13 protein-coding genes are annotated in these 12,681 nt (G+C 71.8%); 3 read left to right on the top strand and 10 right to left on the bottom strand.

Annotated features, from left to right (window positions below):
• Positions 1-22: 22 nt before the first annotated feature.
• The gene (locus IE273_RS23985; protein ID WP_189817238.1) at positions 23-1,261 is read right to left on the bottom strand and encodes a MurT ligase domain-containing protein; all 1,239 of its coding nucleotides are present in this window, start codon (positions 1,259-1,261) and stop codon (positions 23-25) included.
• A gap of 152 nt (positions 1,262-1,413) precedes the next feature.
• Here IE273_RS23985 and def point away from each other — a divergent pair, with 152 nt between their 5' ends.
• Entirely contained in the window at positions 1,414-1,968 is a 555-nt protein-coding gene (gene def / locus IE273_RS23980; RefSeq protein WP_189817237.1) for a peptide deformylase, read from the top strand.
• A gap of 9 nt (positions 1,969-1,977) precedes the next feature.
• On the opposite strand, the gene IE273_RS23975 is transcribed toward def, so the two are convergent.
• The gene (locus IE273_RS23975) at positions 1,978-2,622 is read right to left on the bottom strand and encodes a TetR/AcrR family transcriptional regulator (protein ID WP_189817236.1); all 645 of its coding nucleotides are present in this window, start codon (positions 2,620-2,622) and stop codon (positions 1,978-1,980) included.
• A 170-nt stretch (positions 2,623-2,792) separates the two neighbouring features.
• Here IE273_RS23975 and IE273_RS23970 point away from each other — a divergent pair, with 170 nt between their 5' ends.
• Positions 2,793-4,019: an acyl-CoA dehydrogenase family protein gene (locus IE273_RS23970; RefSeq protein ID WP_189817235.1), complete on the top strand. Its 1,227-nt coding sequence runs from the start codon at positions 2,793-2,795 to the stop codon at positions 4,017-4,019.
• A 14-nt stretch (positions 4,020-4,033) separates the two neighbouring features.
• On the opposite strand, the gene IE273_RS23965 is transcribed toward IE273_RS23970, so the two are convergent.
• The 8 genes from IE273_RS23965 to IE273_RS23930 form a co-directional block, all read right to left on the bottom strand.
• Complete coding sequence (locus tag IE273_RS23965; protein WP_014671261.1) at positions 4,034-4,555, bottom strand: cupin domain-containing protein; 522 nt, start codon at positions 4,553-4,555, stop codon at positions 4,034-4,036.
• Positions 4,556-4,562: 7 nt separating this feature from the next.
• Positions 4,563-5,750, bottom strand: a complete 1,188-nt coding sequence (locus IE273_RS23960) for a cytochrome P450 (RefSeq protein ID WP_189817386.1) — start codon at positions 5,748-5,750, stop codon at positions 4,563-4,565.
• A 32-nt stretch (positions 5,751-5,782) separates the two neighbouring features.
• Positions 5,783-6,847, bottom strand: a complete 1,065-nt coding sequence (locus IE273_RS23955) for a type III polyketide synthase (RefSeq protein ID WP_189817234.1) — start codon at positions 6,845-6,847, stop codon at positions 5,783-5,785.
• 330 nt (positions 6,848-7,177) lie between these two features.
• Positions 7,178-7,411: a DUF6213 family protein gene (locus tag IE273_RS23950; RefSeq protein WP_030655224.1), complete on the bottom strand. Its 234-nt coding sequence runs from the start codon at positions 7,409-7,411 to the stop codon at positions 7,178-7,180.
• 25 nt (positions 7,412-7,436) lie between these two features.
• Positions 7,437-8,822: an NADP-dependent succinic semialdehyde dehydrogenase gene (locus IE273_RS23945; protein WP_189817233.1), complete on the bottom strand. Its 1,386-nt coding sequence runs from the start codon at positions 8,820-8,822 to the stop codon at positions 7,437-7,439.
• A 110-nt stretch (positions 8,823-8,932) separates the two neighbouring features.
• Entirely contained in the window at positions 8,933-9,406 is a 474-nt protein-coding gene (locus IE273_RS23940) for an NUDIX hydrolase (protein ID WP_189817232.1), read from the bottom strand.
• Entirely contained in the window at positions 9,403-10,941 is a 1,539-nt protein-coding gene (locus IE273_RS23935; protein WP_189817231.1) for an ATP-dependent DNA ligase, read from the bottom strand. Before IE273_RS23935 ends, IE273_RS23940 begins: the two co-directional genes overlap by 4 nt.
• A gap of 115 nt (positions 10,942-11,056) precedes the next feature.
• Positions 11,057-11,989 (bottom strand): NAD(P)/FAD-dependent oxidoreductase, encoded by a 933-nt coding sequence (locus IE273_RS23930; RefSeq protein ID WP_189817230.1) that lies wholly within the window; start codon positions 11,987-11,989, stop codon positions 11,057-11,059.
• A 65-nt stretch (positions 11,990-12,054) separates the two neighbouring features.
• Between IE273_RS23930 and IE273_RS23925 the strand changes: the two genes are divergently transcribed.
• The gene (locus tag IE273_RS23925; protein ID WP_171158641.1) at positions 12,055-12,627 is read left to right on the top strand and encodes a helix-turn-helix domain-containing protein; all 573 of its coding nucleotides are present in this window, start codon (positions 12,055-12,057) and stop codon (positions 12,625-12,627) included.
• Positions 12,628-12,681: the final 54 nt, after the last annotated feature.

The raw sequence follows: 12,681 nt of genomic DNA, 5'->3' as shown, positions 1-12,681 counted from the left end.
TCGCCCTTCGAGGATCAGAAGATCAGTTGCCGACGCGGCGGCGCAGGTCCTGGAACGCGGTGTAGTTCGCGATGACCTCGATCCGGCCCGGCGGGCACATCTGCACGGCCTGGTCGAGGTTGTCGCAGACCTGGAAGTGCTGGTTGGCGACCTCCAGACGGACGGCGAGGTCCAGCTTCCGGTCGCCGACGACGAAGATCGGGTGGCCGGTCAGCCGGGTGTAGTCGACGTCCCACAGCCAGGAGGTGTCGGTGCCGTCGGCCCCGCGCGCGTTCACGGACAGGATCACCGGCGCGGGCGGCGGGTCGATCAGGGAGAACGTCTCCAGCCAGCCGGCCGGGTTCTTCGCCAGCAGCAGCCTGAGATCGCGGTTCTGGAACTGGACGACGTCGTACCGGCCGGCCACCGCCTGCACCTGGTACATCCGCTCCAGGGCGACCTGCGGCGGCACCCCGAAGACGGCGGCGACGGCCGCGGAGGAGGCCGCGTTCGCCTTGTTGGCACGGCCCGGCAGCTGGAGGTGGATCGGCCAGGCGGAGCCGTGCGGGTCCAGCACGTGGTCCCCGGACAGCGCCCAGGTCGGCGTCGGCCGCCGGAACCCGCACTCACCGCAGAACCAGTCGTCACCCGGGCGCTGCATCACGCCACCGCACGACGGGCAGGACCAGGCGTCGTCCTTCCACATCTGCCCGGCCGCGACCCAGATCACATTCGGGGACGACGAGGCGGCCCACACCACCAGCGGGTCGTCGCAGTTGGCGACGACGACGGCCTTGGAGCCGGCCAGACCCTCCCGCCAGTTCTCGGCGAGCATCCGGGTCTCGGCGGCGCGGTCGAGCTGGTCACGGGAGAGGTTCAGCAGGGCGATGCACTTCGGGCTGGTGTCCCGGGCCACACCGGCCAGGTACTTCTCGTCGACCTCGATGACGCCGAACTTGGCGTCCGAGCCGCCCGCCAGCGCGGAGGTGATGCCGGCCGGCATGTTGGCGCCGAGCGCGTTCGACACGACCGGGCCCGCGGCACGCAGCGCCTCGGCGATGAGCCGGGTGGTCGTGGTCTTGCCGTTGGTCGCCGACACCAGGATGACGTCCAGGTTCTGGGCGAGCCGGGCGAGCAGGTCGGGGTCGAGCTTCAGTGCGACCCGGCCGCCGATCACCGATCCACTGCCGCGCCCCGCGGCCCGCGATGCCGCAGCGACCGCCTTGCCCGCGGTCACGGCCAGCTTGGCCCGCGGCGTGAGCGGGTCCGAGTTGCCTGCCATCAGTTCTCGATCCTCCTTGCGTACGCGCCGCGCCTGGGGCCATCCGGCAACGTGGTGTGAACCTCAGCCTATCGAGATCCATTCCCATACCCGAATCCCGGCCCAGGGCTTGAGCGGCGGGCATGAGCGATACGAACCGTACCCTTGCCGCCATGCGACACGGTTCCATTCCGGGCGCCCACGGGCGCGTCCGGCCCCTCACCCTGCTCGGCGACGCGGTACTGCGCGAGCCCTGCCGGGACGTCACCGACTTCGGCCCCGACCTCGCCGCCCTCGTGGAGGACCTGTTCGCCACGATGTACGCGGCGCAGGGGGTGGGCCTGGCCGCGAATCAGATCGGGGTCGGTCTGCGGGTGTTCGTGTACGACTGTCCGGATGACGAGGACGTGCGTCACCTGGGGCATGTGGTGAACCCGCGCCTGGTGGAGGCGGACGGTGTGGTGATCCGGGGTCCCGAGGGCTGCCTGTCCCTGCCGGGCCTGGAGGCGGGAACCGAGCGCTACGACCACGCGGTGGTCGAGGGCTTCACGGTGGCCGGCGACCCGGTGACCGTGCACGGCACCGGCTTCTTTGCCAGATGCTTGCAACACGAGTGCGACCACCTTCAGGGCCGCGTGTACGCGGACCGCCTCACGGGGTGGCGGAAGCGGAGGCTGCTGAGGCAGGTCTCCAGGGCTTCCTGGCACCGGGCGGGCACCCAGGGCTGAGGGGGCCGTTCAGAACCCTGGGCCCCCCACCCTGTCCCCGGCCGCGGCCAGGCGGCCCCACAGCAGATCGGCGAGTGACCGCACCAACTCGGCGCGGGAACAGGGCCGTTCCCCCAGCCACCAGTCCCCGGCGGCGTGCATCATCCCGACGATCCCATGCCCCCACACCCGCGCCAGCCGCTGGCTCTCCGGTCCGAGGTCCACTCGCTCCTCGATGACCTGGGCCAGCTCCTCGCCCATCCGCCGCAGCAGCGGAGCCGAGTGCTTGCCGACGTCGAAGCCCTGGTCGCCGCCCGTGCTCCCCTCCGCGGGATGCATGAGGAACCGATACACCTGGGGCCGCGCCTCGATCGCGGCGAGATAGGTGTCCAGCGTGGACTCGACCCGCTCGCGCCGGTCGACCGGCGCGTCCAGCGCCGCCCGCAGCGATGCCAGCAACGCGTCGGTGTGCCGCATGGCCAAGGCCGCGTAAAGACCGCCCTTGTCGCCGAAGTGCCGGTAGAGGATCGGCTTCGTGATACCAGCTTCCGCCGCGATCGCGTTCATCGACGCCTGCGGGCCGTCGCGCAGCACCACCCGGTCGGCGGCCTCCAGCAGCTCGCGCCGTCGGCGGTCGGCGGACCGCTGCTGATCGGTCCGCTGCGTGGTGTCCATGTGCTCTCCCCACCCGTGCTGATTCGGTGACGCCTGCGCAAACTAACACTGACCGGGCCCCCGGCATCGAACGGGCAGCCGAGGCGTCATCGGCGGTTGACTTTTCCTACCGATCAGTAACAGACTCGTGTTACCGCAAGTAACATCGCACCACCGCCGCTGGAGGGGACATGGCCGAGTTCACCATGGAGCTGAACGAGGAACAGAAGGAAGTACGCGACTGGCTCCATGGCTTCGCCGCGGACGTGATCCGCCCCGCGGCGGCGGAGTGGGACGAGCGCGAGGAGACCCCCTGGCCGGTCATCCAGGAGGCCGCGAAGGTCGGCATCTACTCCCTCGACTTCTACGCGCAGCAGTACTTCGACCCCACCGGCCTCGGCATCCCGATGGCCATGGAGGAGCTGTTCTGGGGCGACGCGGGCATCGCCCTCTCCATCGTGGGCACCGGCCTGGCCGCCGTGGGCGTACTGGCCAACGGGACCGAGGAGCAGATCGGCACCTGGATACCCCAGATGTACGGCGACCAGAACGACGTCAAGGTCGCCGCGTTCTGCTCCTCCGAGCCCGACGCCGGCTCCGACGTCGCCTCCATGCGCACGCGGGCCGTGTACGACGAGGCCAAGGACGAGTGGGTGATCAACGGCACGAAGACCTGGGCGACCAACGGCGGCATCGCGGGCGTCCACGTCGTCGTCGCCGTCGTCGACCCGGAGCTGGGCTCCAAGGGCCACGCCTCCTTCATCGTCCCGCCGGGCACGCCCGGACTCTCCCAGGGACAGAAGTTCAAGAAGCACGGCATCCGCGCCTCGCACACCGCCGAGGTCATCCTCGACAACGTCCGGGTGCCCGGGTCCTGCCTGCTCGGCGGCAAGGAGAAGCTGGACGAGCGGCTGGCCCGGGCCCGGGAGAAGGCGAAGAAGGGCGGCGAACGCGTGAAGAACGCGGCCATGGCCACGTTCGAGGCGTCCCGCCCGGCGGTCGGCGCCATGGCGGTGGGCACCGCCCGGGCCGCGTACGAGGTCGCCCTCGACTACGCCACGACCCGCGAGCAGTTCGGCCGCCCGATCATCGACAACCAGGGCGTGGCCTTCCAGCTGGCGGACATGCGTACCCAGATCGACGCCGCCCGCCTGCTGGTGTGGCGTGCCTCCTGGATGGCGGTCAACGGCAAGCCGTTCACCGCCGCCGAGGGCTCCATGTCGAAGCTGTTCGCCAGCGAGACCGCCAAGAAGGTGACGGCCCAGGCGATCCAGATCCTCGGCGGCAACGGCTACACCCGTGAGTACCCGGTCGAGCGGATGCACCGGGACGCGGCCATCTACACCATCTTCGAGGGCACGAGCGAGATCCAGCGGCTGGTCATCGCGCGGACCCTGTCGGGGATGCCCATCCGCTAGCGCTCACCGGCGCCTCACCGGTGCCGGAGCGGTGTGAGCTGCTCGATGTCGTACTTGGCCCGCAGCGCCTCGATGGCCTCCTGGTCCGGCGGACCGCCGTTGCCGAGGATGTCCAGCAGCTCCTCGAAATACCGCTCGTGGTCCGGCGGGGGAGCGGCCTGGAAGAACATCTTCGCCGGTGTCTCCGTCGGATTCGCGAACGCGTGCGGGCAGCCGGGCGGTACGACGATGACCGTGCCCGGTGTCGCCCGGACCACCCGGCTGCCCGAGGACGACTCCCACTTCCGCCAGTTGTCGGGGGTGCGCACGCGCGGCTCGAAGGCGAGCACGTCCAGTTCGCCTTCGAGGATGTAGAACAACTCCTCGCTGCGCGTGTGCACATGGGCGCCCACGTCGAAGCCGGGCGGGACCTCCACCTCGAAGGTGGAGGCCATGCGCGAGTGCAGGCCGGTGACCTTGAAGGTCACCCGCTGGGCCGGTGTCTCGACGACCCGGCCGTGGCCCGGTGGCACGTACAGTCCCTCGGTCTCTGTCATGGGAACCTCACCAGGTCACCGGCAGGCACTCGGGCCCCCGGATCAAGGCGCCCTTCCGGAAGGGGACCTGATCCGGCGGTACGGCCAGTCTGAGGCCCGGTACCCGGTCCAGCAGGGCGTTCATCAGCAGTTCCTCCTCCAGCCGGGCCAGCATGCCGCCCGGGCAGTAGTGCGGGCCGAAACCGAACGCCACGTGCGGGTTCGGACGGCGGGAGAAGTCGACGGTGTCCGGCGCGGGGAAGACGTCCGGGTCCCGGTTGGCGGCCAGGTAGGAGACGTACACCGGATCGCCCGCGCGGATGCGGACGCCCGCGATCTCCACGTCCTCCAGGGCGATCCGGGACAGACCGACCGCGTTGCGGTGCGGGATGTAGCGCAGGAGTTCGTCGATCGCCCGGGGGCGGATCGCCGGCTCCGCGCGCAGCCGCGCCGTCAGACCGGGACGGGTCAGCAGCAGGTAGAACATCTGCCCGCTGTTGGCGGTGACCGCCTCGCCGCCGATCTGGAGGAGCACGGCGAGGCCCACGGCCTGCTCCAGGGTGATCTCGCGGCGGCCCACGGCGGCACCGAGCAGCGAGGTGACGTCCTCGCCCGCGCTGTTCTCGCGCAGCCCGATCAGGTCGGCGAAGTAGGAGCTCATCTCCCGCTTGGCCCGCTCGCTGACCTCCTTGCCGTGCGCGGCGGACAGGATCAGCTGCGTCCAGGTGTGCATGCCGTGCCGGTCGCCGGCCGGCACGCCCATCAGCTCGCAGATCACCGCGATCGGGAACGGGCCGAGGACCGTCGCCGTGAGATCAGCGGGCGGGCCGGCCCCGAGCAGGTCGTCGACCATCTCGTCCAGCATGCCGCGCGCCCGGTCGCGGACCCGTTCCACGCCCTTCGCCGTGAAGGCGGCGGCGACCGAACGGCGCAGCCGGGTGTGGTCGGGCGGGTCGAGGAAGCCGACCGCGCCCCGGTCGGGGATGAAGTGCGGGGCGAGCCGGGTGACCGGCCTGTCGACGACCGCCTCCCGGCCGAAGCGGGGGTCGTTCGTCACCATGCGCACGTCGTCGTACCGGGTGACCAGCCAGGCCCAGCCCTCGCCGTTGGGCAGCTGGACGCGGGTGACCGGGCCCTCGTCCATCAGCTCGGCCAGCACCGGGTCGAAGTCCGTGCCCGTGAGGTCGAGCGCCGGCCAGTGCCGGATCGGGGGCATGACCTCGACGCCGGTGCTCGTCACCTCCTCGATCACCGGGCGCCGCCGTCCGCGGTGACCCAGCGGCCCACCGACATCTCGGCGGTGATGCCGGGACCGAAGCCGGCGAGCAGTCCGCGTGCCCGGTCGTGAGCGCCGCCCTCGTCGAACAGCCGGCGCAGCGCGTCCAGGACGACGGCGCTGGCGATGTTGCCGTACTCGGTGAGCGTGGACCGGCTGAACCGGAAGGCGTGTGGGTCGACCTCAAGGAACGTGCTGAGGTCGTCGAGTATTCGGGGACCGCCCGCGTGGATGATGTAGAAGTCCAGGTCGGACGCGTCCCAGCCGTGGTCGCCGGCCAGGTCCTTGAGCGCCGGGGCGAGCGGCTCCATGGTCGCGGGCACCCGCTTGTCCAGCAGGAAGTGGAAGCCGGTGGCCCGGACGTCGTAGGCGATCCAGTCCTCGGTCTTCGGGATCAGGTAGGAGCCGTTGCGCTCCAGCCGGACGCCCGTGCCGCCCTGCCCGCGCACCACGGCTGCGGCGATGCCGTCGCCGAACAGACCGTTGGAGAGCAGCGAGCCGACGCCGAGGTCGGTGGGCTGGTAGCACAGCGAGCAGAACTCGCAGGCCACGATGAGCGCGTTGGCGTTCGGGTAGGCCGAGCAGAAGTCGTGCGCCCGGTTGATGGCCGCTCCGCCGGCCGCGCAGCCCAGCTGGGCGATGGGGAGCTGACGGGTGGTGCTGTCGAAGTCCATCTCGTTGATCAGCCACGCCGTGAGCGAGGGCATCATGAAGCCCGTGCACGACACGTAGATGATCACGTCGATGTCCCTGGTGAGCAGCTCCGCGTCGTCCAGCGCCTGCTGGATCACCGCGGGGACGCGGGCCTTGGCCTCGGCCTCGTAGAGCTTGTTGCGATCCTCGAAGCCCGGGTGCTTCAAGGTCTCCTCGATGGGCTGCACGATGTGCCGTGTCTTGACGCCGGTGTTCTCGATCAGCCTGAGGGCCAGTGGCAGTTGGGGGTGGTCCGCGTGGCGCGAGCGCGCCAGCTCCAGCGTCTCCTCCATCGTGATCACGTGTTCCGGGACCGACACCGAGGGCTTGCACAAAGTCGCCATGAACCGTCCCTGCTTTCCGCTCTCCGGGGGCCTTCGCCCACCGGCCAGAAGGTGGGTTCACCTCTGTGGGGTGCTACACCCACCGTCACCCGGGAGGACGACGATCTCGCGCTGGGCTACTCCGAATCGGGGACCCGCGGGTCAGGCGCCCAGGGCGATTCATGCCTCCGGACGAGGGAAAACGCGGCTACGGCCGTTACAGCGGGAGGGCGGTGACCGGGGGCCGCCGGGGCTGCCGGTGCTCCCGCGACGGAGCCGCCGCCGTCGCGGTGGGCACGGCTGCGGCGACGGGCACGGTCACGGCCGTGCCGACAGGCGCGGGTACGGCCGTCAGGGCGCCCCGCTGCTGTGGGCGATGCACGCCACGTCGATACGGTCCGCCAGCTTCGCCAGTTCGATGGTCAGCGCGGCGACCGTGTCCTCGTCCAGCCCCTGCTCCCCGGCCTCGACAAGATGCAGCCACCGCGCCCCCACGGTCCGCAACAACTTACTCACGTCCACCGCGGCCACCTGCAAGGTCCCGCGGTCGTCGACGATCAGAGGCAGGGTCACTTCGCGGTTCACAAACGGGATGGTAGCCGCGCGGCGCTCACGCACCCTGCCAAACCGTGGTGATGTTGCAGAACTCCCGGATTCCGTGCCCGGACAGCTCACGCCCGTACCCCGACCGCTTCACTCCACCGAACGGGAACGCCGGGTGGGAGGCGGTCATCCCGTTGACGAACACGGAGCCGGCCTCCAGGTCGCGCGCGAACCGCTCCACCTCGTTCTCGTCCCGCGTCCACACGTTCGAACTCAGCCCGAACGGCGAGTCGTTGGCGATCAGCACCGCCTCGTCCAGGTCGCCCGCCCGGTACAGCGTGGCCACCGGTCCGAACGCCTCCTCGCGGTGGATGCGCATCTCCCGGGTGATGCCGGTGAGCACGGTCGGCGGGTAGTACCAGCCGGGCCCGTCCGGCCGCTGCCCGCCGCACCGCACCTCGGCCCCGCTCCGCCGGGCGTCGTCGACGAGCTCCTCCAGGTCCTTCCTGCCCTGCTCGCTGGCGAGCGGCCCGATCTCGGTGTCCTCGGCCAGCGGGTCGCCGATCCTGAGGGCCTCCATGCCCGCGACGAACTTCTCGGCGAACGCGTCGTAGACGTCGGTGTGCACGATGAACCGCTTGGCGGCGATGCAGGACTGCCCGTTGTTCTGCACGCGGGCGGTCACCGCGACCTCGGCCGCGCGGTCCAGGTCGGCGGAGGGCATCACGACGTAGGGGTCGCTGCCGCCGAGCTCCAGCACCGTCTTCTTGATCATCTCCCCGGCGCTGGAGGCGACCGCCCGGCCGGCCGGCTCGCTGCCGGTCAGGGTGGCCGCCTTCACGCGCTCGTCACGCAGGACGTCGTCCACCGCGGCCGAGCCGATCAGCAGCGTCTGGAAGCAGCCCTCGGGGAAGCCCGCCCGGTGGAACAGGTCCTCCAGGTACAGCGCCGTCTGCGGGACGTTGGAGGCGTGCTTGAGCAGGCCCACGTTGCCCGCCATGAGCGCGGGCGCCGCGAACCGGACGACCTGCCACAGGGGGAAGTTCCAGGGCATCACCGCGAGCACCGGGCCGAGCGGCCGGTAGCGGACCCGGACCCGGGAGGCGCCGGAGTCCGTCACGTCCGACTCGGCCGGTTCCTCGTCGGCCAGCAGCCCCTCGGCGCGTTCCGCGTACCAGCGCATCGCCTTGGCGCACTTCGCGGCCTCCGCGCGGGCCTGCCTGACCGGCTTGCCCATCTCGGTGGTCATGATCCGGCCGATCTCCCGCTGGTCCTCGTCCAGCAGGTCGGCGGCCTTGTTCAGCAGTCGGGCGCGGTCGGCGAAGGAGGTCGTCCGGTACGTGCGGAAGGTGGCCTCGGCGAGTTCGAGCCGGCGCTCCAGCTCGTCCTCGTCCATGGGCTCGTACGTCTTGAGCGTCTCGCCGTTCGCCGGGTTCACCGTCGCGATGGGCATGGCTGACCTCCCTGGGAGCGGGCTTGTCTCGACCTTCGCGCGCGGCCCCGCAAGTCGCAACGCGACAGGCCCCTCGGGCGGTTTCCTCCGGTCGCCGCAGGGGGCTCCTGCTAGCCCGAGTGCTCCGCCAGCCGGTCGAGAAACGCGGCCTGCGCCGTGACGATCACCTCACGGGCCCGGTCCACACCGAACCACGCCACCCGGTCCAGCTCCGGGAACTCCTGTGTCCGCCCGGACCGCGGCGGCCACTCCATCGTGAAGGTCCCCGGGGTGATCGCCCGCGGGTCGAGGTCCGCCGCCACCGCCCACGCCGTGACGATCTTGCCGTTGCGCTGCACGACCTCGCCCAGCGGTACGGCCTCCCCGTCGGGCGGCGCCACCCCCAGTTCCTCCTGGAACTCCCGCCGGGCCGCCTCCCAGGCCGGCTCCGCCGGGTCGTACTCGCCCTTCGGCACGGTCCAGGCGCCCGCCTCCTTCTTCGCCCAGAGCGGCCCGCCCATATGGCCGAGCAATACCTCCAGCCCCTGGTCGGTGTGCCGGAACAACAGCAGTCCCGCGCTGCGCTTCGTCGTCCGTACTGTCACGGCGAGACCTCCGGGTGGGCTGCCAACAGGGCCTCCACGGTATCGGCCTCCTCGGGACGCTTGTCCTCGCGGTAGCGGACCACGCGGGCGAAGCGGAGGGTGACGCCGGCCGGGTAGCGGGTGGAGCGCTGGAGACCGTCGTAGGCGATCTCCACGACGAGTTCGGGGCGGACCCGGACCACCCAGCCGTTGTCCTCGACCGCCAGTTCCTTCAGCCGTTCGGTCTGCCAGCCGAGCACCGCGTCGGTCATGCCCTTGAAGGTCTTGCCGAGCATGGCGAAGCCGCCGTCCGGGGTGCGGGCGCCGAGATGGAGGTTGGAGAGCTTGCCGGTGCGCCGGCCATGACCCCACTCGGCGGCCAGCACCACCAGGTCGAGGGTGTGCACGGGCTTGACCTTCAGCCAGGCGGCGCCGCGCCGGCCCGCGCTGTAGGGCGCGTCGAGCGCCTTGACCACCACGCCCTCGTGGCCACGGGCCAGGGTGTCGGCGAGGAACCGTTCCGCCTCCGGGACGTCCCGGGGACCCGAGGCCACCGTGCGCCGGACCCGCATCGGCTCCGGCACCAGCCGGGCCAGCTCCGCGTGCCGCTCGGCGAAGGGCAGGTCGAGCAGGTCACGGCCGTCGACCGAGAGGGCGTCGAAGAAGACGGGGGAGACCGGGGTCTCCTCGGCCGCCCTCGCCACGTCCGTGCGCGAGCCGACCCGGCCCGCCGTCTCCTGGAAGGACCGGGGCCGGCCCGCCGCGTCGAAGGAGATCACCTCGCCGTCCAGGATGAACCGCTCGCCCCCCAACTCCATTGCGGCGGAGGTCACTTCGGGCAGTCGGCCGGTGATGTCGTCCAGGGTGCGGGTGTGGATCCGGACCGTGTCGCCGTCCCGGTGGACCTGGACCCGGATGCCGTCCAGCTTCTCCTCCACCGCGCACGCGCCCAGCTTCTCGACCGCCTCCGCGACCGAGGACGCGCTGTGCGCCAGCATCGGCAGCACCGGCCGGCCGACCGTGAGCCGGAACCGCTCCAGCGCGCCGGGTCCCTCGCCGAGCAGGGCCTGCGCCACCGTCTGCAACGACCCCGCCAGCATCACGGCCCGCCGCACGTCCGCCGGGTCCGCGCCGGTCGCCCGGGCCAGCCCCTCCACCGCGACCGCGTCCAGCGCGCCCTGCCGCACCTCGCCGGTGAGCAGGCCGAGCAGGAAGCGCTGCTCCTCCTCGGTGGCCGCGCCCATCAGCTCCCCGACGATCCGGGTCCGCTCGGCCTGGGAGCCGGGCCCGGACACCTTGCCCAGCCCGGTGAGCCGGGCGTCGACCTCCCGCACGGTGAGGGAGGGCTCGGCGGCGGGCGGGACCGGGCGGCCCAGCACCTTCCACCCGACGCCGAGCCGGCCCTGCGGCAGCCGGCCGGCGAGATACGGGATGACGATCGGCACGTCGTCCGCCTCCGCGTCCCGGAACAACTCCGCGAGCAGCGCGATCTTCCGGGACCGCGCCGCCGTCGCGGCGACCTCCCGGGACACCTGGGCCAACCGGGTCAGGAGCATGCAGTCATCGTGCCTCAGCGCATCGCCGGGTGCGCGGTTCCGTCCCGTGCGGGTGCCCGGGGGCTGATCGCGCCCGCGCGGCGGTAGCCGCACCTCGGACGCGGCCCCGCGCCCCTTACGAGGCGCTGTCGTCCAGGTCGGCCATCAGGAGCTCTCCGTTGATCGCCGCCCCGGCGCGGTAGCCACGGCTCGCCGCGTTGATCACCTGTTCCGCGAAGCCGCTCGCGTTGCCGGCCGCCCACAGGCCGGGCACGGTGGTCAGGCCCCGTTCGTCGATCACCGGGTAGCTGCCGAACGGGGTCTCGCGCAGCTCGGCGCCCAGCCTGATCAGCAGGTCGTTGTGGGGGACGGCGCGCGGGGCGGCGTACAGGACCTCGCGCTCGTGGACCGTGCCGTCCGCGAGCCGGACGCCGGTGAGGCGGTCGTCGGCGGTCACGAGTCCCGCCACCTCGCCGGGTACGACCGTGACCCCGGCGGCGGCCAGCCGGCGCAGGTCCTGGTCCGTCAGCTCCGCCTCGCCCACCTCGTGCAGGAAGAGCCGTACGTCCTTGGACCACTGGGTGACCATGAGCGCCTGGTGCACGCTGAGCGGCGAGGTGGCGAGGACGCCGGTCGGCAGGTCGCGCACCTCCCAGCCGTGGCAGTACGGGCAGTGGACCACGTCCCGGCCGAACCGCTCGGCGAGCCCGGGGACCGGCGGGAGCTCGTCCGTCAGGCCGGTCGCGATCACCAGGTGCCGGGCCCGCACGGTCCGGCCGCTCGCGAGGACGGCGGCGAAGTCCCCCTCACGGGCCACGTCCACCACCCGGTCCCGGAGCAGTTCCACCCCGTACCGGGCGACCTCCTCGCGCCCGACGGCCAGGAACTCCGCCGGGGACATGCCGTCCCGGGACAGATACCCCTGCATGTGCGCGGACGGCGCGTTGCGCGGCTCGCCAGCGTCGACGACCAGCGTGCGGCGCCGGGACCGGCCCAGCACCAGCGCGGCGGACAGGCCGGCGGCTCCGGCGCCGACGACGACGACTTCGTACCCGTTGTTCTCGGTCATGAGGCGACGGTCGCCCGGAGGCTGCGGGATTGACAAACGGATTTGCCGTTCCTGCAATAGGGGGCATGAGCACAGACGACGTACTGGCGGACGTGGGCCCGAGGCTGCGCCGCATCCGCAAGGAGCGGGAGGTGACCCTGGCCGCGCTGTCCGAGGCCACCGGCATCTCCGTGAGCACCCTCTCCCGGCTGGAGTCGGGCCTGCGCAAGCCCAGCCTCGAACTGCTGCTGCCGATCGCCCAGGCTCATCAGGTGCCGCTGGACGAGCTGGTCGGGGCGCCGCCGGTGGGGGACCCGCGGGTGCGGTCCAAGCCGATCGTCCGGGGCGGGCGCACCCACTGGCCGCTGACCCGCCAGCCCGGCGGCCTCCAGGCATTCAAGGTGCTCGAACCCCGGCGCAGACAGGAGCCCGACCCGCGGACCCACGAGGGCTACGAGTGGCTCTACGTCCTCTCCGGCCGACTCCGCCTGGTCCTCGGGGAGCACGACGTCGTGCTGTCCGCGGGCGAGGCGGCCGAGTTCGACACGCGGGTGCCGCACTGGTTCGGATCGACGGGCGAGGGGCCGGTGGAGTTCCTGAGTCTGTTCGGACCGCAGGGGGAGCGGATGCACGTACGGGCGCGGCCCGCCCGCACGTGACCCACGCGACTGTTCCCTGATTGGCAAGCGACCGCTTAGTATGCCGTCGGACCC

It is taken from the genome of Streptomyces olivaceoviridis (assembly GCF_014650115.1).
GTDB lineage: Bacteria > Actinomycetota > Actinomycetes > Streptomycetales > Streptomycetaceae > Streptomyces > Streptomyces olivaceoviridis.
This window is presented reverse-complemented; position numbering and strand designations above follow the sequence as displayed.